20 protein-coding genes and 1 tRNA gene are annotated in these 26,105 nt (G+C 60.1%); 8 read left to right on the top strand and 13 right to left on the bottom strand.

Annotated elements, in window-relative coordinates; translation table 11 throughout:
• The first annotated feature begins 36 nt into the window (after nucleotides 1-36).
• A complete protein-coding gene (locus WFJ47_RS05800; RefSeq protein ID WP_336761498.1) occupies nucleotides 37-327 on the top strand; it encodes a DUF2256 domain-containing protein in 291 nt (96 codons plus the stop codon).
• On the opposite strand, the gene WFJ47_RS05795 is transcribed toward WFJ47_RS05800, so the two are convergent.
• The 4 genes from WFJ47_RS05795 to rplM all read right to left on the bottom strand — a co-directional run bounded on the left by WFJ47_RS05795 (nucleotide 317) and on the right by rplM (nucleotide 6,818).
• A complete protein-coding gene (locus WFJ47_RS05795) occupies nucleotides 317-1,252 on the bottom strand; it encodes a LysR family transcriptional regulator (RefSeq protein ID WP_158625403.1) in 936 nt (311 codons plus the stop codon). The two genes, WFJ47_RS05800 and WFJ47_RS05795, sit on opposite strands and share 11 nt — an antisense overlap.
• Before the next feature lie 275 nt (nucleotides 1,253-1,527).
• On the bottom strand, nucleotides 1,528-5,307 hold the full coding sequence (locus WFJ47_RS05790; RefSeq protein WP_336761495.1) for a Hint domain-containing protein: 3,780 nt from the start codon (nucleotides 5,305-5,307) through the stop codon (nucleotides 1,528-1,530).
• Between the two features lie 543 nt (nucleotides 5,308-5,850).
• Nucleotides 5,851-6,336: a 30S ribosomal protein S9 gene (rpsI, locus tag WFJ47_RS05785; protein ID WP_023977906.1), complete on the bottom strand. Its 486-nt coding sequence runs from the start codon at nucleotides 6,334-6,336 to the stop codon at nucleotides 5,851-5,853.
• A gap of 5 nt (nucleotides 6,337-6,341) precedes the next feature.
• Nucleotides 6,342-6,818 carry a 50S ribosomal protein L13 gene (gene rplM / locus WFJ47_RS05780; protein ID WP_023977905.1) on the bottom strand — a complete coding sequence of 159 codons (477 nt, stop codon included), beginning with the start codon at nucleotides 6,816-6,818 and terminating at the stop codon, nucleotides 6,342-6,344.
• A 234-nt stretch (nucleotides 6,819-7,052) separates the two neighbouring features.
• On the opposite strand from rplM, the gene WFJ47_RS05775 reads away from it, so the two are divergent.
• From WFJ47_RS05775 to WFJ47_RS05755, 5 genes are all read left to right on the top strand, one after another.
• Nucleotides 7,053-8,474 (top strand): hypothetical protein, encoded by a 1,422-nt coding sequence (locus WFJ47_RS05775; protein WP_336761493.1) that lies wholly within the window; start codon nucleotides 7,053-7,055, stop codon nucleotides 8,472-8,474.
• Between the two features lie 2 nt (nucleotides 8,475-8,476).
• On the top strand, nucleotides 8,477-9,376 hold the full coding sequence (locus WFJ47_RS05770; RefSeq protein WP_336761491.1) for an NAD(P)H-binding protein: 900 nt from the start codon (nucleotides 8,477-8,479) through the stop codon (nucleotides 9,374-9,376).
• Nucleotides 9,373-9,858, top strand: coding sequence for a hypothetical protein (locus tag WFJ47_RS05765; RefSeq protein WP_233582110.1), 486 nt, complete (start codon nucleotides 9,373-9,375; stop codon nucleotides 9,856-9,858). The genes WFJ47_RS05770 and WFJ47_RS05765 overlap by 4 nt, the downstream gene beginning before the upstream one ends.
• Nucleotides 9,859-9,984: 126 nt before the next feature.
• A complete protein-coding gene (locus tag WFJ47_RS05760; protein ID WP_336761710.1) occupies nucleotides 9,985-11,436 on the top strand; it encodes a phosphomannomutase in 1,452 nt (483 codons plus the stop codon).
• 154 nt (nucleotides 11,437-11,590) lie between these two features.
• Complete coding sequence (locus tag WFJ47_RS05755) at nucleotides 11,591-13,033, top strand: mannose-1-phosphate guanylyltransferase/mannose-6-phosphate isomerase (protein ID WP_336761489.1); 1,443 nt, start codon at nucleotides 11,591-11,593, stop codon at nucleotides 13,031-13,033.
• A 131-nt stretch (nucleotides 13,034-13,164) separates the two neighbouring features.
• Here WFJ47_RS05755 and WFJ47_RS05750 read toward each other — a convergent pair.
• Nucleotides 13,165-13,240: transfer RNA gene (locus WFJ47_RS05750), tRNA-His, on the bottom strand.
• 283 nt (nucleotides 13,241-13,523) lie between these two features.
• Here WFJ47_RS05750 and WFJ47_RS05745 point away from each other — a divergent pair.
• Nucleotides 13,524-14,978, top strand: a complete 1,455-nt coding sequence (locus WFJ47_RS05745; RefSeq protein WP_336761487.1) for a SulP family inorganic anion transporter — start codon at nucleotides 13,524-13,526, stop codon at nucleotides 14,976-14,978.
• A gap of 359 nt (nucleotides 14,979-15,337) precedes the next feature.
• Nucleotides 15,338-16,516: a hypothetical protein gene (locus tag WFJ47_RS05740; protein WP_336761485.1), complete on the top strand. Its 1,179-nt coding sequence runs from the start codon at nucleotides 15,338-15,340 to the stop codon at nucleotides 16,514-16,516.
• Nucleotides 16,517-16,705: 189 nt separating this feature from the next.
• On the opposite strand, the gene WFJ47_RS05735 is transcribed toward WFJ47_RS05740, so the two are convergent.
• The 8 genes from WFJ47_RS05735 to dusB all read right to left on the bottom strand — a co-directional run bounded on the left by WFJ47_RS05735 (nucleotide 16,706) and on the right by dusB (nucleotide 26,056).
• Nucleotides 16,706-17,125 (bottom strand): host attachment protein, encoded by a 420-nt coding sequence (locus tag WFJ47_RS05735; RefSeq protein ID WP_127102621.1) that lies wholly within the window; start codon nucleotides 17,123-17,125, stop codon nucleotides 16,706-16,708.
• Nucleotides 17,126-17,204: 79 nt separating this feature from the next.
• Nucleotides 17,205-18,056 (bottom strand): inositol monophosphatase family protein, encoded by an 852-nt coding sequence (locus WFJ47_RS05730; RefSeq protein ID WP_336761483.1) that lies wholly within the window; start codon nucleotides 18,054-18,056, stop codon nucleotides 17,205-17,207.
• Between the two features lie 91 nt (nucleotides 18,057-18,147).
• The gene (gene hflX / locus WFJ47_RS05725; RefSeq protein WP_127102623.1) at nucleotides 18,148-19,452 is read right to left on the bottom strand and encodes a GTPase HflX; all 1,305 of its coding nucleotides are present in this window, start codon (nucleotides 19,450-19,452) and stop codon (nucleotides 18,148-18,150) included.
• A 27-nt stretch (nucleotides 19,453-19,479) separates the two neighbouring features.
• Nucleotides 19,480-19,737, bottom strand: a complete 258-nt coding sequence (gene hfq / locus WFJ47_RS05720; protein WP_127102676.1) for an RNA chaperone Hfq — start codon at nucleotides 19,735-19,737, stop codon at nucleotides 19,480-19,482.
• A 160-nt stretch (nucleotides 19,738-19,897) separates the two neighbouring features.
• Nucleotides 19,898-21,283, bottom strand: a complete 1,386-nt coding sequence (locus WFJ47_RS05715) for a sigma-54 dependent transcriptional regulator (RefSeq protein WP_127102624.1) — start codon at nucleotides 21,281-21,283, stop codon at nucleotides 19,898-19,900.
• Nucleotides 21,284-21,303: 20 nt separating this feature from the next.
• Nucleotides 21,304-23,580, bottom strand: coding sequence for an ATP-binding protein (locus WFJ47_RS05710; protein ID WP_336761706.1), 2,277 nt, complete (start codon nucleotides 23,578-23,580; stop codon nucleotides 21,304-21,306).
• A gap of 341 nt (nucleotides 23,581-23,921) precedes the next feature.
• Entirely contained in the window at nucleotides 23,922-24,890 is a 969-nt protein-coding gene (locus WFJ47_RS05705; protein ID WP_336761482.1) for a helix-turn-helix domain-containing protein, read from the bottom strand.
• A gap of 71 nt (nucleotides 24,891-24,961) precedes the next feature.
• Complete coding sequence (gene dusB / locus WFJ47_RS05700) at nucleotides 24,962-26,056, bottom strand: tRNA dihydrouridine synthase DusB (RefSeq protein WP_336761481.1); 1,095 nt, start codon at nucleotides 26,054-26,056, stop codon at nucleotides 24,962-24,964.
• Nucleotides 26,057-26,105: the final 49 nt, after the last annotated feature.

The raw sequence follows: 26,105 nt of genomic DNA, 5'->3' as shown, positions 1-26,105 counted from the left end.
AGGTTCCTTACGGAAACAAACCCGCAGGCGGCGAGGATGAAACATCCGGCGTTCCGGGCGTTGGAAACGCCAAGTTCGGATACGTATGACGCGCGGTACGGACGGCACTGTTCTTTGACGGAGCGCTGGAAAGGGCAGGACATCATGGGTCGAGGCAAGGGGCGTGTGGCCCCCAGACCAAGCAAGGCCAATCTGCCTGAGAAAATCTGCCCCGTCTGCCATAGGCCCTTTTCATGGCGCCGCAAATGGGCACGTGACTGGGATCAAGTTCGTTATTGCTCCGATGCCTGTCGAACCGCAGCACGCAAGACGGGGCTCAGTGCTTGAGGGATGGATCGGCGAGTATGAGTTCGGCGTCTTCCGGCATCTCCTCGGTGAACATGCGGATTGCCTCCTCGATATGCGGCGAACGCGGGCGATTTTTCATCCAGGCCAGGCCACTCTCGAGCCGCATCTCGTCCAGAAGCTCGTAGCTTGCGCGTATATGCTGATGTTTTCTGGCGATCGGCACGGCGTAGAACGGCAGAATGCCCCACCCATCGGTGCATAGAAAAAGCTCCTCGAGACCGATCGAGGAATTATATTCGACGATGTTTTGTGGAGGTTGCAGGTCGCGCGCTGAAAGAATGGCGTCAAAACGTTCCCTCAGGGCAACGCCCTTGACCGGCATGATCCATAAATTCTGCCGGTTCACCTCCCAGCCGCTCAGCAGTTCCGGCACAGAAAGAGACGCATTGCGCGATGCCGCGAAGCAGTTATCGCGATGCATGATTTCCAGGTTGAGATTCTCGTTCTGGTTGAGCTGAAAAAAATCGACGAACGCGAAATCCAGTTCGCCATTCTCGAGCATCTCGAGCAGGTATGGGCGCTCGCGATAAACGATCCTGATCTTGAGAGACCCGTCTCTCTGCTTGAGTTTCGAGACGCCCTGCATGATGCGTTTCTCGAGCGCAGGCGCCTGAAATCCGATATTGATCGCGCCTGTGCGAATCTCCTTGAACTGGTTCACCCTATGCGTCAGCTTTTCGAGCTCGGAACGAATGACACGACTGGTTTCGACAATTGAATGACAGATCTCGGTCGGCATCATTCCTGAATTCGACCGGGTAAACAGTTTGACGCCAAGAAGATTTTCTACTTCCAGACAGGCTTTTGACACCGCTGTCGGTGTGAGGTTGAGTTTTGACGATGCACCGACCAGAGACTGCGCGTTGAATATTTCTTCAATAACCCTGAAGTATCGAAGTTTCATATTTTTCATTGCTCGATGCGATTCAATATCGAAATCGCCATTATATGCTACGACCTTCCGTAAGGCTTCTGACGCCATTTGCATCCGGTGGCGATCATGCTTCATATGGGGATCGATCCAAGGAAAAATTTGTTAATGTTCTGTACCGATATTTTGACGGTACATTCCATGCAGTTGCCCAGATACGGTTAAGTCCCTGCAATATCCCGGTTTAAGCACCGGGTATCGCAGGGACTGACCAGATTGGAACGAGGTTTGGGAGTGTCCTGAGGTGGTCAGGAACCGGGGAGAACAGGACTGAGTCCCTGCGACCTGCATTCGGCACGCAGCGCGGCGCTCGTCTCATTCGAAGCGCCCGGACCCGTCGCGAGCACCTGTATCGCCAGCACACGGCGCCCCGCCGCTGAGAGGCGGCCAAGCGGCAGGACCGCGCAGCCATTCGTCCATCGCTGGGCGCGACCTTCTGCCGCGTGCCAGCCACGGGCGTGGTACAGGAAGTCACGCACGTCGATTTCAGTCGCACCGTCGGGGGCATACAGCGTCATGGCGCCTATCAGCACACCGAGCATGCGCCGATCATCGACAAAAGGCCCGATGACCTCGCTCGGACGCGCGGCAGGCGAGCAGATATGTACCGTGGAGCAGCCTTCGGGAAGGTGGAAGACATGGCAGCCATCATTCTCTCTCACCGCCTGCAGGATCTCCCCCGCTTCCGTGCGCAGATGAAGGCGAGGCGTCGTCTTACCGGTCAACCGGCCGATGCGCTCCACTCCGGCGCGGCGCGCCAGTCTGTTCCAGATCGGCTCGACGAATGCTCGCGAGACATCAAGAGGCGCCGCCATCACCGTCTGGCCCTGCGACACTTCTGCGGTCGCGCCGGGCGCAATCCCACCCCGCCCCGAACCGAGGCCGTCGCGGTTGCCCGTGTCCAGATAGGTTTCGCTGAGCATGCCATCGGCCATGACGGTGGCATGGGTCTGTGTCTCTATATGGTAATAGCTGTAGCGGGTGAGGCTGGTGTCATGGGTGATCGAGCGGCCATTGACCAGCATTCTGGCGGGTATGAGAGCCCCATCGAGATACAGGCAGTGTTCGGGCGTGATCAGCAGATCCTTGTAAGGTACCCCGTCTCCCAACGCGCCTGCCGAGACCCGGACCGGATAATCGGTCGGCTCGAAGCGGGCACTCTCGGTGCACTCGACCGATCGCTGACCGACCCAGGTGACACGCTGCACTTCCTGACACCCGTTGTGATAGACATAGACAAGGTCGCCTGGCGCGATCGTTTCGACGGCGCGCTCTCCCTCGGGGGTTCTGATCAGGGTGCCGGCAAGGAAACAAACAGCGAAAATGGTCGAATTGCCGGGGCCATCCGACAGGTCGTACCGTGCAGGCTTCTTTCCCGCGCCCGGGACAGTCATTCTCAGGCGACGATCACCCGAAAGCACAAACTCGACATGATCGTCATCGGGAAAATCCACACCGATGATCTGGGATCTCGGGATATCCCGCAGAACGATCTGATCCGACGCCGACGGAGATTCGCCGTTGAACCCGGAGATGATCGATGTCGGGCTCGTCGTTCCGGTGAGTGTCAGCCGTGTATAGCCGTTACCCCCCAGATTGACCGTGCCTCCGGCATTGCCATCCAGTGTTGCCGAGGCACCCGGCGCAAGCGACGCCAGACCGACGAGCGACCCCCCGGCATCTATTTGCAACGAGCCCCCCGAGGCGACTGTCAGCGCTGTCGTTGTTCCCCCGGAAACGACCTCGAGCATGCCGGTGGACTGAACCGTGCCGCCGGAAACGATACCCGCGGCGGAGATATGCCCACCATAGACGCCACCAGCCGCAGCACTCAGGAGCCCGCCCTGCCCGATCGTCCCACCCGACAGGATACCTCCGGAAGTCACCAGAGTACGCCCCCCGGAGAGAACGATCGCATTCGAGGCAATACCCGTCGCCAGGATCGTTTGTGTTCCTGCAGCCGAAACCACGGTCTGCACCGCCGTTCCACCACTGATGAACTGCTTGCCGCCATTGACCAGCGTGGAGCCAGAGGTCACACCGCCGCCATAAGTATTGTCGCGGGAGTTCCAGCCTACATCCTGCCAGCCATTGCCAGTAACGAGAGCATTTTCGGAATAGGCCCCCTGCCCCTGAACAGACTGATAGCCCCCGGAGAGGGTCGCGTTGAGCGATGTCCCGCCGGAACCCACCAGGATGGCCGCCTCTTCCGTCCCCCACCATCCGTTACCGGAGGCGGTGAGATGCGACGCGGTACCCCCCGACTGGATGCGAGCGACGGCACCGCGTGAAAGGACGGAACTCGCCATAACGCCTGAAGATGAGACGAAACCGCGCGCGCCACTCAGGAGAGTGAAATTGGTGACCGTTCCGCCACTCAGGGCCAGAGCGGAGCCTCCATTCTGAACTGTCATGCCCGAGGTCTGACCATTCAGGGCCATTGCGGTGCCGCCCTGATTGACCTGGCCGACGCCACCGGAAGCGACCTGAGCGTTGAAGCTCGTGCCGCCGGCCTGAACGACGATCGATCCGCCCGACACGATGAGAGAGCCTGATGCGATTCCAGTGCCCATCACGGTCTGCGTACCAGCACTCGAGATCAGCGTATTTATGGCGGTGCCGCCGCTGAGGAACTGCTTCCCACCCCCGACCAGCGTCGACCCGGAGGCCACACCACCACCATAGGTATTGTCTCGCGAATTCCAGCCTACATCCTGCCAGCCACTGGCCGTGATGAGCGTGTTCTCGGAATAGGCACCCTGACCCTGAACAGACTGATAGCCCCCGGACAGTGTCGCATTCAGCGATGTTCCGCCCGCACCGATAAGGATGGCCGCCTCTTCCGTGCCCCACCAGCCATTCCCCAACGCCCTGAGGCCGGTAGCCGTACCACCGGACTGGATACGGGCAACACCGCCCCGTGAGAGAACGGAGTCAGCCATCACACCCGCCGAGGATACGATAGCGCGCCCGCCACTCATCAGGGTGGCCGCGCTGAGACGCCCCCCAGACAACGCGACCGCGGAACCACCATTCTGCACAGTCAGACCCGATGCGACCCCGTTTGATGCCTGAGCGATACCCCAGACATTTCCCTGACCGCCGGAGAGGATCGCATTGTTGATACCGGTGCCACCGGCGTCGATCTGGAACTGCCCCCCGGCAAAAACAGTGCCGCCCTGCGCCGTACCGCCTGCCGCAACCTCCTGACGCCCGCCCGAAGAGACCTGCGTATCAACAGCAAGCCCGTTCTTGATGAACTGCGCCCCTCCGTTGATCAGCGTCGTGGAGGACGCGACACCGCCGCCAGTTGCCCCGTTATTGTTCGAGCCGACATCCTGCCAGCCATTGGAAGTGACGTAAGCATCGCGCGAGACAGCACCATTGCCCTGGACGGACATATAGCCGCCCTCAATACGCGCATCGACGCTTGTGCCCCCCGCACTGAGGATGAGCGAGCCCTGTATGCCGGTACCGGGACCATTGAGACCCGTTCCAAGTGTTCTGACATTCTGGGCCGTGCTTCCTGAGAGGATCGCCACCTGTCCACCGCGCGAGACGAGCGCATCCTGTACCAGACTACCCGCAACCGCGCTGACGATACCCCCAGACTGCACTGTGCCACCCGACCAGACCACGCCGGAGAGAACGCTGAGACTCTGGCCGATCGTCAGATTATTCACGCGTGCCGAGCGGTCGGCGTAGAGATCTCCGCCATTGAACTTGGTGTTGTTGATGGCGGTGCCGCCGCTATGGATCTTGTCGCCCGTATGATCGAGCATGTTATTGGCCAGGACGCCGCCAGAGCTGACAACCGCCACAATGCTCTGCAGGGTCGAATTCTCGATCGTACCGCCGCTCTGGATGAAGGCGCTGGCCCATTTGGCTGTCCAGGCCGACATGGGAGATGTCAGACCCGTCACCACGGCTCCGCTGAACACATGCAGTTCCGGCGCCTGCCCAACCAGATTGACGGGGCCGTCTATAACCTGGCCATTACTCTGATAGACAGTTTTGTCATTTGCCAACACTGCGCTCCAGACGCCACTGATCGATGTAGTCATAGCTCGGCTTTCCGTCCGTTGATCCGGGATAAAGTCGGGAGACCTGGGGTTTCCCGAATACTTCTCACTTTCTGACTATCAACCGGCCATCAATGATCACACCTCGACTCCACCGAGAGAAGAAGGAATTATATATTTGGCAAATAGTTCACAATCTTCACTAATGAATAAAAATTAGTGGCGGTTAACGCAGATTTATGATGTGTCCTATAATCTGCCGAAAAAGATGAACAATCGAAATTAGGTTCACAGCCCTGAACTTATTTTCGATACATGACCCGGATAGTCCGGATCTGCGCGATCACGACGGTTATCCGTTCATTCCCCGGCCTCAATGCGAGGAAATACTCACGATTTTGTGACGTTGTGTATTTCCATGTAACTTTATGAAACAGGCGCAGAAAGAAGCAGAAGGAATCGTCTGCGAAATGCAAAAAACCCCGCCCTCTTGCGAGAGCGGGGTTTTTCGTAACCCTGAGGCCAGCGGGGCCAAAGCCCCGCCAGAAATCAGCGCTTGGAGAACTGGAAGGAACGACGTGCCTTGGCGCGACCGTACTTCTTACGCTCGACAACGCGGCTGTCGCGGGTCAGGAAGCCTGCAACCTTCAGAATGCCACGCAGAGCGGGGTCATAATGGGTCAGGGCGCGCGAGATGCCGTGACGCACTGCACCAGCCTGGCCGGACAGACCGCCGCCCTTGACCGTGCAATACACGTCGAACTGGTTGTAGCGATCGGTCAGCAGGAAGGGCTGCGTGATCAGCATGCGCAGAACCGGACGAGCGAAATAGGTCGTGACCGGACGGCCATTGACGATGATATCGCCTTTGCCCGGCTTGACCCATACGCGTGCCGTGGCGTCCTTACGACGACCCGTTGCATAGGAACGGCCCTGTGCATCGCGCTTGACTTCGTGAACCGGAGCAGCCTGCGTGGCAGGAGCGATGCCGGCGAGGTCCTGAAGCGTACCTGTGCGCTCTTGAGTTTCAGACATATCTCTCAGGCCTCGATCACATTGAGGGTGTTCTTGCGGTTCATGGACGCAACATCCAGCTTCACCGGCTGCTGGCCTTCATGCGGGTGCTTGTCACCGGCATAGACATACAGATGCTTCATCTGGGCGCGCTGCAGCGGGCCGCGCGTGATCATACGCTCGACTGCCTTCTCGATCACGCTGCCGGGGTTCTTGCCCTCGAGACGCTGCGTGATGGTGCGCTCCTTGATGCCACCGGGATGGCCCGTGTGGTAATGGAACAGCTTCTGGCCCACCTTGTTGCCGGTCAGAACGATCTTCTCGGCGTTGATCACGACGATGTTGTCGCCGCAATCGACATGCGGGGTGTACTGGGGCTTGTGCTTGCCGCGCAGGCGGGTCGCGATGATGGTGGCGAGGCGGCCAAGAACGAGCCCTTCGGCGTCGATCAGGGTCCAGCCTTTCGTCACCTCTGCGGGCTTCAACGAAAGTGTGGTCTTCATGGTTCGGACTGGTCCAGCAACATGTGTTGGTATTGGGGGCGCCTTATGGGACGCCCCCGGCATTAGGTCAAGCTTTTTCGACTCATGCCATCCTCCTGAAAACGGCTGATTTCCGCCATTTTTCGTCTATCGGTATCATGATACCGCATAAATAAATCCTGAGATTGTCCCTGTTGCAAAGCCGGACTAACATGGCGACCGTCGATTGAGGCCGTTTCAAGAGGATGATCAGACGTGAAAAGACCCTGGCTCGCCGCAGGACTCTGCCTTGTTGTTATCGGTCTGGGCGGAATTGGCGTACGCCACGAGTCCAAGGCCGAGTTGCAGCGCGCTCTGGCCAGTTTCAGGGCTAATCTGCCCCCAGATGCCAGATTCGAGTACGACCGGGCCTATCCACGCTTTCTGGCGCGCGGTGCCGGTTTCGATAATGCCCGCTTCATACGCGGCGACGTCACCCTGAGCGCCCAGCACCTGACCATCAACAACCCAACGGGCTATCTGACCACCGGGCTGAGCTTTTCTCGCATTCACGCCGATCGCGTAAATATTGTCGGTCCGGTGAGCGGCACGATTGGCGAGTTGACGCTCAAGAACCTGCTCCTCCCCCCCTTCAGCCGCGAGAAGCGTGAGGTGGCCGAGCTTCCGCCCGCCTCCCAAATCCATTTTCGGCATGGCCAGATCCATGACATCGCCCTGGTCTCCGAGCAGGGATGCACGCTGAACATCGGCTATGCCTCACTCGACAATTACGGCCATGACGACGGTAATGCAGGGAGCCTCCATGAAGGCCATGCTTCCTGCTCGAACAAAAGCACGCTGGCACTGGCCCTTTCCCGCGCGATCCATCAACCCGCCACAGCTCTGGCGCTCGATATCAGGGACATGCACGAGACCGGCACACGCTATGCGCGTTATGTCGGCTGGTGGGAGCAATTCGCGAGCAATCCCTCGCCGGACCATCTCGCCACACTGCAGGATGTGCAGGAAACACCCGCACGCGCCGAAACCAAAGGCGTTGCCCTGACGCTGCTTGGTGCCCGGATCAGCAGCGAGTCCAGTGAAGCGCGGCGCTGGAAGGAGGGGGCCGTCATCCAGACTCGAGGCGAGGCGCGTACAACCCTGCTCAGCCTCAGCCCGGCATCGCCTCTGGCACTGTTCCTTCCGCCGGTCACCCATATCGACATGATGACCCAGAACATCACGACAGACACCACGACCAGGCTGAGCACAATCGTCTTTGCGGCGCTGACCCCGAAATCCTTCGCATTCGAAGGCCGGATTGCCATGGATAATCTGGAGAGCAGCGATGCCACTCATCAGCCCGCCCTGATCTCGACCGATCTGACCTATCGCGATGATGGCGGCAATCTGGACACGCTCATGACGCGTATCGCCGCGCAACGAAACCAGTCTCTCTCGGATCTCAAGCAGATGATGGCGCTTCCCGCCGCATTGCTGGTGCAGAAAGTGCCGGGGCTCAGCGCCCTGCCCGAATTCCTGCAAGCCCCGACCGGGCGGAGCTTTACCCTCTCCTTCCATCCGCCAGTCAAACTCAACGGCGAGAACCTCAAGAACTTGAGCACACCGCTGGCGAAAGACCCGGCCATGCGCGAAGCCTGGTCTTCCCCGCCCATCCTCTCCTCCACGTTGAACTGATCATGACGTCACCGGTCCATCTCATCGGGGCAAACGGTCGATCGGGTTTGGCGATCGCCCGCGCTCTGAGCGCAGAGGGCGAGACGATCATCCCTGTCATTCGCGCGCCGGAGAAGCTGCCGGACGATCTTCGCGCATCCGCGCGCGTCGCCGATCTCGAGGATTCGCGCACGCTTGCGGCGGCTCTGGCCGATGCCACGCGCATCGTCTCGACGGCCCATGCGCGTTTCATACCCGCCATTCTCGATGCGGCGCCTCAGACCGCCTGTCTGATTGCACTTGGCAGCACACGCAAATTCACCCGCTGGCCAGATGCCCATGGCAATGGCGTGCTGAGAGGGGAGACAGCCCTGCTCGACTCGGGGCGCAGGGGCATGATCCTGCACCCCACCATGATCTATGGCGCGCAAGGCGAGGATAATGTGCAGCGCCTGGCCGCCCTGCTGAGGCGACTGCCAGTCCTTCCCCTGCCCAATGGGGGGCGCTCTTTGGTTCAGCCCATCTATCAGGACGATGTGACGCGTGCGGTCGTGGCGGCGCTGGCTCTTGCCACCTCCGGACAGATCACCGGGCCTGAATCGCTCGTGATCGCCGGCCCCCGAGCCGTAAGCTATCGCGACTTCATCAAGGCCATTCTCACGGCGGCCGGGCTGGGCAAACGTGTTTTCCTGCCCGTACCGGGGAAGGTGCTGGAAATCCTCGCGCCTCTATCGGCCCGACTGCCCGGTCTGCCCTCGATCGGACGCGCCGAGATCAGGCGGCTCCTCGAGGACAAGGCCTTCCCAGTTACGCCCATGACAACGAGGCTGGGCATTACCCCTATCGCGCTGGAAGACGGGCTAGCCCGTCTTTTTGTCGCATCTGCCGATACGACGCCCCTTGCCAACGGACCACGCCCATGACCCGCCCGTCCAGAATCCTGACCCGTCTCGCAGGCTCCCTGCTGGCGCTGACCCTGATCTCCCCCCTTGCCGGGTGCACCGATCCGACGGGACCGGTCTTTGGCGACTGGTATGGTTTCAATCCCCTGCCGACACCCCAGGGCAATATCTCGATCGAACTGGTTCTGGATGGTGCGCCTACCGCAACGTCGGGCCGCTATCGCCTGCATCGCCAGTCCTTCTGGGCAGAAGACATGATGTTCAACCGCGCCGATACGCTGGATGGGACATGGACGCTCAAGGAATACACGGTTGACGGCAAGATCTGGCGCAACGTGTTTCTGAAGGGGCCAGAATTGCACATCGCCCATTACGTCCTTCTGCCCAATGGCTACCTGACCCCGGCTGCCGACGACAATACTCCCGATATGGGAGAGGGCGGCTGGAAATGCTGTCGCCTTGCGCCCAGAGCGCGTGACAGCTTTGGTTACGGGCGCGTGTGAACGGCTCCCACCGCTCAGCCGCCCTGGATATACCCCATAGAGAGGTCGTGCTCTGGCCGCGAAACGGGAAGCCGTGGTGCAGGCCTCGCCGGATAGAAGGAATGTCTCTTGCTGATCGCTGAGTGGATGTCCCGTTCCGGGGTCGGTTTTGGCACGAGCGGCGCGCGCGGTCTGGTCACCGCCATGACCGACGCGGTTTGTTTCGCCTATACGCTCGGTTATCTTCAGCATCTCCAGAGTCTCGGTGCATTCCACCCCGGTGATGAGGTTGCCCTGGCGGGAGATCTGCGCCTCAGCACGCCACGCATCCTGCGTGCCTGTGCGGCGGCCATCCATCATGCGGGCGGGGTGCCGCTTGATTGCGGCACTGTACCCACGCCGGCGCTTTGCCTTTTTGCCTATGGGCGCAGCATCCCCTCTCTCATGGTCACCGGCAGCCATATCCCGGCCGATCGCAATGGCATCAAGTTCAACCGGCCTGAGGGAGAATTCCTCAAGGAGGACGAAACAGGGATGCGGCGGCAATCCGTCACGCTTCCCGAAGGCTGGTTTGATGCCCAAGGGACGCTCCAGCATGAGTTTGCCCCACCGGGAACCGTCGATGTCCTGCCGGATTATATCACGCGCTATCGCGACTTCTTCGGCATGCATGCGCTGAAGGGGCTCCGGCTTGGCGTGTACCAGCATTCTGCGGTGGGCCGCGATTGCCTCGTCACACTGCTTCAGGCCCTTGGCGCCGAGGTCACCGCGCTTGGACGATCGGCCGTTTTCATACCCGTCGATACCGAAGCGGTTCGTGCCGAGGACTGTGCGCTCGCCCGCGACTGGGCCGCCACCGGGCTCTATGATGCGATCCTGACAACCGATGGAGATTCCGATCGACCGCTTCTGGCTGACAGGAAGGGTGCGTGGCTGCGTGGAGACGTTCTGGGTATCGTGGCCGCCCGTTTCCTGGGTGCCCAGGCCGTTTCCACGCCAGTCAACAGCAATACGGCGCTGGAAAAAGCAGGATTTGCTCCCGTGATCCGACGGACGCGTATCGGCTCGCCCTATGTCGTGGCCGCCATGACCGAAGCCGCCGGCCAGGGCCATAGCCCTTCGGTTGGATACGAGGCCAATGGCGGTTTTCTGCTGGCGACGCCGGTTTCTCGTGAGGCCCGCATATTGCGGCCCTTGCCGACACGGGATGCCGTATTGCCCATGCTCTGCGCCCTGATCGCGGCTCGTGACCATCAGAACGATCTGGTCGCTCTAGGGGCCAGCCTGCCCGCACGCTACACGATGAGTGACCGGTTGGCCCCGCTTCCCACCGCACGAAGCACGCAAGAGATTGCTACGCTGCAGAAGAAATTATCGGAAACGGGCCAGTTCGCGCCATTTACTGCGCTTTGCGGCGCGGTGGCAGGATGCGACGAAACCGATGGTTTGCGGGTGTTCTTCACGCAGGGGGATATCGTGCATTTGCGCCCCTCGGGAAATGCGCCGGAACTACGCGTCTATGCCGAATCTGATACGCCGCACCGCACGGCGCAGCTTGTGGCTCTGGGCGTGGCCTATGCGCGCCCCTGGATGGACTGAGCGCACGGCTTTGTGTCACGTGATCTCCTCTGGGTGAAGCGGGTCCCGAGCGGATGTTCCGTGGATTTTTGGGACGATCGCTTTATGATCGCCCAACCTTCCTGATCGACGGGAAGGATTTGCCTGCTCCCGGGACATCATACTGGATTGCGCCTTGTCTTCAGCTGCCCTGCCCGCTTCACCCCGGATCATCCCGGTCATTCTCTCCGGCGGTTCGGGCAGTCGACTTTGGCCCGTGTCGCGCGGCAGTTTTCCCAAGCAGTTCTGGCCTCTTCTGACTGAGCGAACCCTGCTTCAGGAAACCGCATTACGCGGCAAGGCCGCAGGACTTGGACAGCCAATCGTGGTGTGCAACGAGGCGCATCGCTTCATCATTGCCGAGCAATTGCGTGAAGCGGGTATTGATGAGGCGCGTATCTTGCTCGAACCCTCCGCGCGCAATTCTGCCCCGGCCATCGCGGCGGCCGCCTTTCTGGTGGCTGAACAGACGCCCGATGCCATTCTCTGGGTCATGGCAGCCGATGCCGCGATTACCGACCTGGCGGGACTTTTCGCCACGCTCGATACGGCCGTCGAAGCAGCGACGCAGGGCTATATCGCGACCTTCGGCATCCAGCCGAACAAGCCGGAAACGGGGTATGGCTATATAGAGCGGGGCGCCGTCCTTCCTGACGTCCCCGGTGCTTTTCATGTGGCGCGATTCATGGAAAAGCCGGATCTCGAGAGGGCTACGGCCCTCGTGCAGGATGCGCGCTATTCCTGGAACTCAGGCATGTTCGTTGCCCGCGCCGATATTTTGCTGCGCGAGATTGCCGCTTTCGAGCCGGACATCCATACGCATGTTGGCCAGGCCGTGGCGCATCGAAAATCCGACCTCGATTTCGAACGGCTCGATCCGGAAATGTTCAATCTCTCTCCCGATATCTCGATCGACTATGCCGTAGCCGAGCGCACACGCCACGCGGCTGTCGTTCCTGCCAGCTTTGGCTGGTCGGATATCGGCAGCTGGGATGCGCTCTGGGAGATCAGCCCCAAGGATGAAGAGGGCAACGTCATTTCAGGTGATGTTTTTCTGGATGCCACGCGCAATTGCTATGTGCGCTCGGACGCTGCCGTCACAGCGGTCATGGGCGTCGAGAATCTGGTCGTGGTGGTCACCGAAGACGCCGTGATGGTATCGCATCGCGATCGGGCGCAGGACGTCAAGAAAATGGTCACCCGCCTGACACAGGCCGGGCGCGCCGAAGCCAGCAGCCATAACCGCATGTATCGCCCCTGGGGTTTTTACGAGAGCCTGATCCGTGGAGACCGTTTCCAGGTCAAGCGTATTCATGTCGATCCGGGCCATGTCCTGTCCCTCCAGAAGCATTTCCATCGCGCCGAGCACTGGGTGGTCGTGGCGGGGACCGCCGTCGTCACGCGTGATGAGGCGGAAATCATCGTGCGGGAGAATGAGAGCGTCTATCTGCCCCTGGGCTGCACGCATCGTCTGGCCAATCCGGGCAAGATCGCCCTGACCCTGATCGAGGTACAGTCCGGCCCTTATCTGGGCGAAGACGATATCATCCGCCTCGATGATGTTTATGCGCGCCAATAGATCCCTGCGTAGACGCTTTTAGCCTGCAAGAAAGATGGCGCTCTGCGCCGTCTCATGCAGCGCCCGACGCATTCCCGAGATCCTGTCCGAATGGCAGGGTCGTCGTTCAACTCTGGTTTTAGGGGAAATGCTGGGGCGAATGACGGGACTCGAACCCGCGACCACCGGTACCACAAACCGGCGCTCTACCAACTGAGCTACATCCGCCACACAGCGATGCCCGATGTAAAGAAATGCAGGGCAGGCGTCTAGCCCCCTTTGTCGAAATTCTTTTGCAAGCCCCGACCGGTTTCGCACGCCACGCCTGTCACGCCCTTTCTGGACGGGGGTAACCCGGGTGATCCTGGCAAATGGTACCGTATTAAGCACTCTCCGCCAGCTCCCCCCTTGCGAACCGCTACGGCTCTTTCTACCTTTACGACGCCATTGCCACGTCGGGCCAGAATACGACGAAGAAATCTGATCGTTTTTTACCCGAAGGAGTCGTCTCTTGAATCTCTCGACCTATCGCGCACAGTGGGCTTTCAGCCCGCTGCGTGAGGTGCTGGCTGGCATGGTGGGCACATTCGCGCTCATTCCTGAAGTCATTGCCTTTTCCTATATCGCAGGCGTTTCTCCGGCCGTTTCGCTCTACGCCTCTTTCGTCATCAGTGTGGCGATCGCCATCACAGGCGGCAGACCGGGCATGATCTCCGGAGCCGCCGGATCGGTCGCTCTCGTTGTGGCCGCTCTCGTGCATAATCACGGCATTCAATACATGTTTCTGGCAACGCTTATCGCGGGGGCGATGCAGATCGTCTTCGGATTGCTGCGTCTGCATGTGCTGATGCGGTTCGTGTCGAAAGAGGTGCAGACGGGCTTCGTCAACGCCTTGGCCATCATGATCTTTTCAGCACAGGTGCCGCAAATGCTGCATGTCACCTGGCATACCTACGCGCTGATTGCCCTGGGTCTCGCCATCATCTATCTGCTGCCGCGCCTGACCACGGCCATTCCTTCACCGCTGATCTGTATCGTCGTGCTGACCCTGATCACGATCTGGCATCCCATGCCCGTTCACACGGTGGCCGATCTCGGTGCGCTCCCCAATGGGCTGCCCTCGCTCGTTTTCCCGCATGTACCATTCACACTCGAAACCCTCGAGATCGTCATGCCCTATGCGCTGGCGATGGCCGCTGTCGGATTGCTTGAATCTCTCATGACCGCCGGTGTGGTGGACGACCATACCGACACGCATGGCGAACCACGCATGGAATGCACGGGTCTGGGCATTTCAAACATTGCCGTGGGCCTGTTCGGCGGCATTGCGGGCTGTGGCATGATCGGCCAGACCGTTGGCAATCTGCGTTATGGCGGACGCGGGCGCCTCTCCACCTTCACGGCGGGTGCGTTCCTCCTGGCCCTGATGGTGCTTTTGCATAACTACGTCGCCAAGGTGCCTATGGCGGCCCTCGTCGCCATCATGATCATGGTATCGGTTAGCACCTTTGCCTGGGGATCGCTGCGAGACGTCATGCGTCACCCCAAATTGTCGAGCCTCGTCATGATCGTGACCGTGATCGTGACGGTTACAACACATGATCTGGCAGCTGGCGTGGCCGTCGGCGTTCTTCTGAGTGGTGTGTTCTTTGCCTGGCGGGCAATGGGCATGCTCCGCGTCGAAACACACAAGGCCGAAGAGAAGGATGTCTATACCGTGCATGGCCAGGTGTTCTTCGCCTCAGCTGACATGCTTTATGACGCCGTCGATTTTCAGACCAAGGCGAAGTCTGTCGAAATCAATGTGGCCGATGCGACATTCTGGGACATTACTTCGGTCGATATTCTCGAAAAGATCGTCGGGAAATTGCAGGGGCGATCCATCGACGTCCGTGTAGAAGGGCTGCATAGCCGCCGCCACGGTCTGATTGCCGAACAATCCGACGAGCCTCTGCTCTCGATGTAGGACCTTTTGCAGTCCCGCCTAAGACACACCCGGGCGGGACAAACGCTTCTATTTGGACAAAGCCTGCCGATACTATGGCGATCGCCAACCCGCCTCAAGACAACAGAATCGTCGCATTCCCTTTTGTCTGATCAGCAAGAAATAAAATATTGTCTAAATCACGCAACACAAAGTAGCAATTTTATTGTTCTTTACCGAAAATAATACCATTATTAGTGCCCAAAAATCGGAATGGGGTGCTGAGAATGATCGTATACGAAGGGAATGAGATTGTACTCCATCATCACAGAGGAAATTCCGCCTACACGATCATTACTTTCACCGGCTTAAACTTCGAGACTGTTGCCAGAGACTTCTTCTTGCTGAAGAATGTCGCCCGCATCAAAGATCTCGATGTCATCGGCTTCGCAACGAAAAAGCCAAACTGGTTTCTCAGCGACGAGATGGACGAGGCGATCAGGGTCATCGATCAGTTACTCGGTCCCGACAGGGTCCGTCTGGTATTCGGACAGTCCATGGGGGGATACGCTGCCCTCAAGTTTTCCAGAAAGCTCTCCGCCGATTGCGTCATGGCACTCTCGCCAAAATTCTCCATTCACCCCGATGAATGCGACATTGCGGAAGATTACGGAAAATACCTGACGGACAAGATGGTCAATATGTCCATCAAGCCGGAAGATATCGGAGGACGCCCCTTTCTTCTTTCAGATCCTAAAGACAGGGTCGACGCCTATCATACGCATCTGCTGAGTAACGTCAGCCCGGATATCATCCATGTGCCCACTTTCTATAGCGGGCATGTCGTCTATGAGAGCCTCTCTGGCTCCAAGTCCATCTCATCTATCATCAAAGCCCTCGCAAGCGGTCAGCCCACCCTTGTCAGGCGCGAGGTCAGTATTCAGCGTCGGCGCAACCCAGCCAATCTGAGAAATCGGCTTTTCCTGGCCTCACCGCGCCATGCGAGGCTCGTCGCCCTGACCCTGATTTCCGACCAGATCGACGCGATGAAGAACAGGATGTTTATCTTCGCCCATACCGGATTCGTCACCGGGATCATCTATCAGGTTGCATTGCGCGGAGATCACGCTCTTGCTGTGCGGCTCAGACGCAAGCTCATGATCAATCTCGCAACCCAAGGACAAGGCGAAGCCTTCGATCAGGTGCTCGCTACCAACAACATCACCGGACCAATCTGCCTCGATTGTCATGAGCGTATCCTGTGCTACGATCCGGATGAGAAACGCCTTGTGGTGGAGCCGTTGACCCAACGCTCTTCACACCTGCTGCCAGTCTATCCGGGGGAGAATTCTCTAGCTTGCGTGACAATACTCGGAGAGTGCTTCATGCTGGTTGCAGCGGAAGACGCGATCAACTTCGTGCCCGCAGGAAAAACGAGATCTGGTAGCGTGATATTCCAGCCAAAAGGCAGTTTTTATACAATCGGTTTCGGTCAGAAGATTGCCACCTCTGTACATGGCGGGTCTATCGCAATCCTGACCGATATTGAAAACGAATGGGAGCGTTTCGTTGTTGTATGACGTGACCCGGACTTCGTCATAATCCCAAGAGGCCGGTAATCCTCGAGCCGGGAATCGTGCCCCAGGGGCTGCTCACGCGAAACAGATGCCCGGGGTCGAGCTGCCATCGAAAATCGACCCACCGCGCCCAGGCCTGGAGAATGCGCCTGCTCTCTTGAAGGAGAGTGGCGCATCGTCCAGAGACTGTTCTCAGGGTTTTGGCCATCCCGTTGCCGGGCGGTCGAAATGGGACAGGAGATCCTGATCAGGGATATTCGTCAGATCCTTGCTCTCGCTCTTGATCAGCTTTTTGCTGGTTGCCTTGGAGAGGTGATCGCGAATGTCATGCAGCACGTGCGGGGCGGCGGCGAGGACGACACCCTCGAGCGCTGCATTTGCCGAGAGCGCGGCATCGATTTCCTCGGCGATCTGCCGAGCAAAGCGTTCACGCACCTGGACCTTGGGATCGGAGCGCGGTTCCTTGATCGAGGCCACCTCTCCCGCTGCGTCTGTCGCCTTGTCATGGGCTCCGAAGCGCTGGACGGTACGCATCTGTTGTCCGTCATAGCGCAGGAAGCGGGCCTTCTCGGCATCACAAACTGCGTAAAGAACTGGATCCTGATTAGCCATGAAAACTCTCCTTTTTCATGTAATCAGAACGCCGCAACAAGAATTCGGTTTTCGAATACACGCCAACTTGAAAGCCAGCTCAACCCGCCAGTGCCAGTGCGCGATGGACCATGTCCCAGCCCTGTCGGTCGGGTGCGTAGAGCAGCCCCCGGCCCGGGATCGCCGCATGATACGCACGGCCATTAAGACGCGCACCATACCCCCCGGCCTCGTGCAGGAGAAGCCAGCCCGGACAGTGATCCCAGAGACAGGTGCGGCTATAGGCAAGCACATGACCATGCCCGGCTGCGATCATCCGGTATTCATGGGCGGCGCAACGCAGATCCCAGAGCCCTGTCATGGAGCGCAGATTGTGATCGGCCAGCGCCGTATCGCCCAGCGGCAGGGTGCGCCAGGCGATTTTCCCCGTGATATCCTCGATCCGCGTGAAGGGTGTCGCGACATGGAGCGGCTGGACCTGTCCTGTTTCATCTTCAGTCCAGGCGCCCTCCCCCTTCAGCGCAAGCGCCGCAGATCGGGTGATCGGGTCGAGAATGACGCTTGCAACCGGGATACCGTAGTCGAGCACGGCCATCATGACGCCAAACACCGGCAGACCTGCCGCATAATTCGCCGTACCGTCTATGGGATCAATGGTGATCGAGAGTGGTACGCGCGCCGCTTCATCGACAAGCGTTGGATGCGCGCTGCATCGCTCCTCACCAATCATCAGAGCTTCAGGAAGAAGGCGCCTGATCGCGTTGGCTATGAATTCCTCCGCCATCACGTCGGCGACTGTCACGAGGTCGGAAGGCGATGTCTTGGTCCGGATATCGCTCTCGCTCAGGCGACAAAAGCGCGGCATGATGATACGCTCGGCCGCCTCACGGGCGATGGCGCTGAGATCTTCCAGAACGCGGCGCGTCACGACCGAAGGACGCGACGACGTCATGATACCCTCATCCTTCACCGCGGCTTTCCTCCCCAGAGATGCTCGCGCTCTCTATGACCCCCGTATCGTGAAATCCAGTATCAAAGTGATTTCAGGCAGAGACAAGGCATTCCGGATAGAGCTGCCCGAAGCGTGACCGATCCTGCTCGAACAGGCGCACATCGAGCGTGATCTCGGTCTCCTGATCGAGCCTCTCGAGCACCTCACCATGTTCGTACAGCCAGGCGAGCGCCGCACCATTGGTGATCTCGAGGCGAATGCGGGTCAACACCATCGACGCGGTCATATGCTGATCGAGCATCGAGTAGAGATTGGGCAGCCCCTCGCCCGTGATGGCTGAAATAGCCACACAGCCCGGATGGCGAGGCACCGCCTCGATTCCCCCCATGAGGTCGGCCTTGTTCAGGACCTCGATCGTGCGCTGGGGCCAATGCGCGTCCAGCATGCCATCACGTACCATGCCATCGAGCACGTTGATTACATCCGCTCGCTGGGCAGCGCTGTCGGGATGCGCCACGTCGCGGACATGCAGGATGATATCGGCCTCAGCCACTTCCTCAAGGGTCGCACGGAAGGCCGCCACGAGTTCGGTCGGCAATTCACTGATGAACCCCACCGTGTCGGACAGGATAACACGTCGGCCCGAGGGGAGGCGCAACCCGCGCATGGTAGGATCGAGCGTGGCGAAAAGCTGATCCTGCGCGTGCACGGCCGAGCCGGTAAGGGCATTGAACAAAGTCGATTTGCCAGCATTGGTGTAGCCGACAAGGGCCACTACGGGAAACGGCACCTTCTTGCGCGCGGAACGATGCAGGCCGCGTGTTCGACGCACCTGATCGAGGTCCTTGCGCAGACGCACGAGACGCTCGTCGATCATGCGGCGATCAGCCTCGATCTGGGTTTCACCAGGACCGCCCAGAAAGCCGAAGCCGCCGCGCTGACGCTCAAGATGGGTCCAGAGACGCACAAGACGGGAGCGCTGATATTCCAGATGGGCAAGCTCGACCTGAAGCACGCCCTCTCGGGTGGCCGCGCGCGCACCAAAGATGTCCAGAATCAGCCCGGTGCGATCCAGCACCTTACTGTTCAGGGCCTTTTCAAGATTGCGCTGCTGGCCCGGAGAGAGCTTGGCATCGACAATCACGACTTTGACGTCGTTTTCCTCGACGAGTTCGGCAAGCTGCTCGACCTGCCCCTTACCGAAAAGCGTGGCGGGCCGGACAGACCTTATGGCCAGAACGGCCTGTCTGACCACCACGAGGCCAATCGAGGAGGCAAGTCCGACCGCCTCTTCAAGACGGGCTTCCGCAGCGCGGAACTCGTCATTCGGCGTCGGACGCTCCCAGGGAAGAATAACCGCAGCGCGTGTCGCGGGAGGCGTAGTACTGGTCGTCACTGACACGTTCCGGGAGAACTCCTCGCCTTACAGGCCGATATCGCCTTCTGGCGCGAAAAGCGACAGCGGTGCGACGGGCATGATCGTGCTGACGGCGTGCTTGTAGACGAGCTGCGTATGACCATCACGACGCAGGATGATCGTCTCCTGGTCGAAGCGCGGGATCACGCCCTGAAGCTTGACGCCATTGACCAGAAACACAGTTACCGGAAGACCGTGCTGCTGGAGATGCTGCAGGAACAGCTCCTGGACCGTCTCGCCAGCGGCGAATTCGGAGTAGGGCACTGCGGACGGCGCGGGGGTGGGGTTTGCTCTGGCCAAGATTGCTCTTCTTCTTTTCCGGTGTGTGTAAGGTCCCCTGATCGGGGGCCAGAGGGGTAACGTGACAGATACGTCTCTGGCTTCCTACCCCTATCTTATCTTCATTGATATCCGGTTTCCAGACTCACAAGGTCCGATCTTCCGGCGTGACCCCAAGCTGCTTGAGCTTGCGGTGCAGGGCACTGCGCTCCATCCCGACGAAATTGGCCGTACGGCTGATATTGCCGCCAAAACGCAGAAGCTGCACCTGCAGATACTGCGTCTCGAACAGATCACGCGCCTCGCGCAACGGAAGCGCCATGACATCAGCGCCGGCATCGAGCCGCGTCATTGACGGCGCACCCTGGCTCACTGTACTCGGCAGCATGTCAGCCCGGATCAGATCCTGCCCGTTAGGCATCATGATCAGAAGGCGCTCCATCAGATTGCGCAGCTCGCGGATATTGCCAGGCCACTCATAGGATTGCAGCGCCGCCAGCGCATCCACGGACAGCTCTCTGGGGGCGAGACCGGCATTTTCCGCATAGCGAAGCAGGAAATGCTGGGCCAAAGCCGGGATATCCTCACGTCGCTCGCGCAGGGAAGGCAGACGCAAGGGCACCACAGCCAGACGATAATACAGATCCTCCCGGAACCGACCGAGAGAGATCTCGCCCTGCAGATCGCGATTGGTCGTGGCGATCACGCGCACATCGACCTTCACCCGCGTGGAACCGCCCAGACGCTCGAAAGTCTGGTCCTGCAAGGCGCGCACGATCTTGCCCTGTGTCTCGAGTGGCATGTCCGCCACCTCGTCCAGAAGCAGCGTTCCCTTATGGGCGCGCTCCAGAACACCCGTGCGGCGCATGGTCCCGTCGGACTGCCCCTCTATGCCGAAAAGCTCCTCCTCGAAACGGTTCGGTGCGAGCGTTGCACAATTGAGGGCGATGAAGGGACCTGTGCCGCGTCTTGATCGAGCGTGCACCATACGGGCCGCAATTTCCTTGCCCGATCCCGCTGGCCCCGTGATCAGCACCCGCGAGTTGGTAGGCGCCACGCGTTCGATCTGGCCACGCACGGCCGCAATACCCGGCCCCTCGCCAAAGAGCATGGTCTCATTGCCCGAACGCAGGCGCAGCTCGGCATTCTCCCGCTCCAGACGGGCTGCCTGGAGGGCACGCTGCACCACGAGGATCAGTCGATCGGTCTGGAAGGGCTTTTCAATGAAATCATACGCGCCATGCTGCAGGCTCGATACGGCAGTTTCGATCGTGCCATGACCCGAGATCATGACGACAGGAAGCCCCGGCTCCTCCGCCTTGATGGTCCTGAGCAGATCGATCCCGTCCAGGCGCGAGCCCTGAAGCCAGATATCAAGGATAACAAGCGACGGGCGACGGGCCCTGAACGCTGCCAGAGCCTGGTCAGAATTGGCCGCCACGCGCGTCTCATAGCCTTCATCGCGAAGGAGTCCCTCGATGAGCAGCCGTATATCCGGCTCGTCATCGACGATCAGGATTTCATGCTCCATGCGCATCCCTCATCAGCCGTTCATTGCTCCTTGCCCGCTTCATCCAGTTCGGGGCTGCGATCACGCACAGGAAGGGTGAGCGTCGAGACGGTACCCCGTCCGTCCGGTCGGTCCTCCAGCCTGATGCCACCTGCGTGATCCTCCATGATCTTCTTGACGATCGCGAGCCCGAGCCCCGTCCCTTTCGGTTTGTGCGTGATATAAGGTTCCGTCAAGCGGTGCCGGTCAACTGATGGCAAACCAATGCCATCATCCACCACCTGAACGGCAGCCTCCCCCGCGTGAATAGTCAGTGAAACCTGTATCCGTCCCAGTGTCTCACGCGGCTCTCCCGACAGCAGGGTCGGGTCTTCCTCTCGTTCCGAGGCGGCGACCATTGCAATCGCATCGGCCGCATTCTGGAGCAGGTTGGTCAGGGCCTGGCCGATCAGGCGCCGGTCACACCGCACCATAGGCCCCTGGGTCGGAAGATACGTCGTGTCGAAAACGATCTCCGGATGGGCGTTGCGCTGCAGGACGAGGGCTTCGCGCACCAGACGCGACAGATCCTCGTCACGCAGCACGGGCTGAGGCATGCGAGCGAAGGACGAGAACTCATCGACCATGCGGCCGATATCGCCCACATGGCGCACGATCGTATCGACGCACTGGCCGAATGTCTCGGGGTCGGAACTGATCTCGCGCAGAAAGCGCCGTTTGAGACGTTCGGCCGAGAGCTGGATAGGCGTAAGGGGGTTCTTGATCTCGTGAGCGATACGGCGTGCCACATCGGCCCAGGCTGCCTTTCTCTGGGCGGCCAGCAGGGCGGTGATATCATCGAAGGTCACGACATAGCCGGCTGAGTCATCGCTGCGCTGCTCGCCCACCACGCGCACGAGAAGCGTCCGCCCCGCACTCCCGACGCTCGGCCCTTCACCCAGAACCGCGCTTTTCTCCGGCGCATCGATCTGGATTTCATCTGTATGCGCCTCACCGGGCTCTGCCCGCGCGAGATCGAGCATCGTCGCGAATTCAGGCACCATATCCCTTAGCGGCTTGCCAATGACGGCATCCAGATCGCGCTGCAAAAGGCGGGCCGCTGCACGGTTGGGCAGTTCGATCACCTGATTTGCATCGAGTCCGATCACACCGGCAGACACGCCGGACAGAACCGTCTCGGTAAACCGACGACGCTCGTCGATCTGCTCATAGGCAACCATCAGCTCCGTGCGCTGGGTCGAAAGCTGATCCGTCATGCGGTTGAAGGCGCGGGACAATGTCCCCACTTCGTCATCGCGGCGCACATCACGGGTCCTGGCTTCGGGAACCCGTACGCTCAGATCGCCCTCGCTCACCCTCCTGGCAGCGAGAATCAGCAGGCCCAGTGGCTGGGTGATCTGCTTGGCCAGCACCAGACCCGTCAGCATGCCAATGCTCAGCACGAGCAGGGCAAGAAGCGCGAAGATCAGAACGAAGCTGATCTGGATGGCCGAGCGATGGGCGTTGAGACGCTGATATTCGGACACAACGGCATCAGTGTGACGCATATGGTCAAGAATCTTGGCGTCGACTGGTCGTGTGATGACCAGCATGAGCCCCGAGCTTGGCCCCAGACTCACCACAGCGCGCACGGTGCGCTCATCGGGGCTGTCAAGAATGGCCACATCATTGGTGCGTGCGAGCGTCGTCGCATCCTTGGGGGGAAGCGCCAGCTGTTTGCCCTGCAGAGCGGCCAGACCGCCCGAAGCCACCACCTTGTTGGTATAGGAATCGAAAACAACCGCCTCGTTCAGTCCCCGCTCGGTCGCCTCCACATCGAGCATCATACCGAGCTGGCCCGGATCGCGCATGAGATCCACGCCGTGACGATACATCTCGTCGTTATTGGCGGTGATGATGATATTGGCCAGAGCGAAGGCCTCGGTGCGTATGTTGTCGTTATGCTCCTGCAGATAGCCTGCGGCCACATCCCGTGCCTCGGTCAGAGCCGTGTTCACCCGGTTCGAGAACCAGATCTGGATGCCAAAATGGAAGAACAGGGCGGCCAGACCGCCGACCACCACCGTGGGGGCCACGGCCACCACACCGAAAAGCGTGATCAACCGCACATGGAGCCGTGCCCCGGCCAGACCGGTCCGGCGCTCGGCAAGCATCCTTCCGACCCGGATGATGACAGCGGCCCCCAGAAGCAGCAGCACGACAAAGTCGAGCAGGAAGACCAGCGACTCGATTTGAGGCCGGTAGGCGAAGGTCAGCCCGCGCGCGAGCACAACAAAGGTCGTCACAAGCAGGACGAGCGCCGCGCAGGCCAAGACCATGGCCGTTTTCAATCGCGTGATGCGGCGTATCACGCGTCGAAACGCCGTTTCGTCACCCGCCGGGCCAACATGGCCATTGCCAGAGCCTGCGAGCACCCTGTCGTCGTCTTCATCAAGAGGGTCGGTCTCAGCGTGGGAAGGGCGGGTATGGGAAGGCGCGGCATGTGAGGCATCTGATGTCGGGGCTTCCGGCGATAAGTCACCCGAGGACAGATGACCCTCGCCGTGATCGGTCTGAGAATTCCGGGACATCGTCCGCTCGTCAACTGCAGCGCCGGAACGCTGATCGTCATCGGCGCTCTGATGGCCCCGGGTTCGCGCGAAAATCTCCCGGTTTCCTGTCATGAGCGCGACCGTCCTGCCTCTATTCCGAGGCTTTGCAAACGCTTGCGCAGCGTATTGCGGTTGATACCAAGCAGGGCCGCGGCCCGGATCTGGTTGCCATCCGTCGCCTTGAGCACCAGCCTGAACAGGGGGCGCTCCACTTCGGCCATGACACGCGCATGGAGTGAGCCCTGGATATCGGTTTCCAGATCCAGCATGGAAGGCAGATAGCGCGCCATCAATCCCTGAAATGACGCCGCATCGGGGGTCGCATCGACGCGATGCAGTTCCGCGAGCCGCGCAGCCGTAACGATATTGCCCCGCCTGTCTTCAGAGGCATGATGCAACAACTGCCTGATTTGCCGGAAATTGCCAGGCCAATCCTGCCGGGCGAGCCAGGGCACCGTATCATCGTGCAGAGCCAGACCCGTATCGACCTGCCCCACCCAGACGGCGCACAACGCGCTCAGATCCTCACGTCTTTCGCGTGCCGGAGGAACAGAAACACAATGCGGCGCCAGCATCGCCCCCAAAAGCGTACTGAGACGGCGGTCCTGCACCAGACGCGCGGGAGTCCATGAGCTCGTACAGATCAACGCAGGCCGCTCTGCAGCAGGCTTGCACTCGATGAGGTTGTGCAGCGCCGACTGGAGAGCGGGCTCGCTCATCCCGATTTCGTTGATAAACAGGCAGGAAACGCCCTCATCCTGCAGCGCCTCTTCAAGCGAGAGCCGATCAATGACCGGGACAAACCTCCCGGGACGGGACGAATGCGTCCAGAGATACCGGGCAGCACGGGTTCTGCCACTGCCCTGCTCACCCACCAGCACATGCAGACCGAATTCAGAAAGGCTGGAATCGAGCCCGTCGCGTAATTGCCTCACGGCGTCCGACTGGCCATCGAAACCAAGACTGGCTGGCGCTCTCATCTGGGGAGCGACCGATCCGCTCTGTTCGGCGCCGGGCAGGGTCGGGGCCACTCTCACAGGAGTGCGGCTGAGTCTGGACCAGCCTTGCCATCGGGCAGGACCGTGAAGCGAAGCGCGGATCGGATCATTCAGGCGGCTTCTTCGACCGTTTCGGGACGCTGATGCGTCGACTCCCTGTCGCGTATGACACCCTGAGCGATCTGCTGATCGTAAAACGCCGTGAGATGGGCAATCACGTCCTGCGCCTGATCCAACTTGTTGATGCTGGCGCGAAACGCAGCCGATCCGGGCAGGCCGTGCGAGTACCAGGACACATGCTTGCGTGCGAGACGCAGACCTGGGCGCTCACCGAAATGGTCGAGCATCATGCCGTAATGACGCAGCACGATCGCTTTTTCAGTTGTCAGATCGGGGTCGGGCATATTTTCGCCGGTACGCAACGACTGCGCGACCTGGGCCAGGAACCAGGGACGGCCGTAGCAGCCGCGCCCGATCATTACGCCATCGGCACCGGAAGCCGCGAGGGCATCGCGCGCGTTCTGGATCGAGACGATATCGCCATTGACGATCACAGGCAGCTTCACGCTTTCCTTTACCGTGCGCACGAAATGCCAGTCAGCCGTCCCGTTATAGAACATCTGTCGCGTGCGCCCATGCACGGTCACCAGGCGAATTCCCACCTCTTCCGCGATACGCGCGAGGCGGGGAGCGTTCAACGACTGATGATCCCAGCCCATGCGCATCTTGAGCGTGACGGGCACTGAAACCGCCTTGACGGTCGCCTCGAGCAGCGCTGCCGCCTTCACCTCATCCCGCATCAGGGCCGAACCAGCCGACTGGCCGACCGCTACCTTCTTCACGGGGCAGCCGAAATTGATGTCGATGAGATCAGCGCCCTGATCGACGGCGATCCTGGCCGCCTGGGCCATGGCCTCAGGGTCGCACCCGGCGAGCTGAACAGAGTTGGGGCCGTTCTCAGCACTGCGGGCCATACGCAGCGTGTTCTCGTTCTCACGCACCATGGCCCAGGAGGCGATCATCTCGGAAACGACCAGTCCCGCCCCGAGCTCACGGGCCAGCTGACGGAAGGGCAGATCCGTCACACCCGACATCGGCGCCAGAATGACCGGCGTCTCGATCACCACCCCGTTGCCGAGGTCGATAGGGCGTAGGTTGAGGCCGCGGCTCGAGACAGCCTCGTCAGGAAGAGATGAATGGGTCATGATCGGCCAAGGATACCGAGGCGTCCCGGGCGAAGCAATCAGAGATCGC

The organism is Asaia sp. VD9, assembly GCF_037150015.1.
Classification (GTDB): domain Bacteria; phylum Pseudomonadota; class Alphaproteobacteria; order Acetobacterales; family Acetobacteraceae; genus Asaia.
The sequence above is the reverse complement of the archived record's forward strand: the minus strand, read 5'-3'. Positions and strand labels throughout refer to the sequence as shown.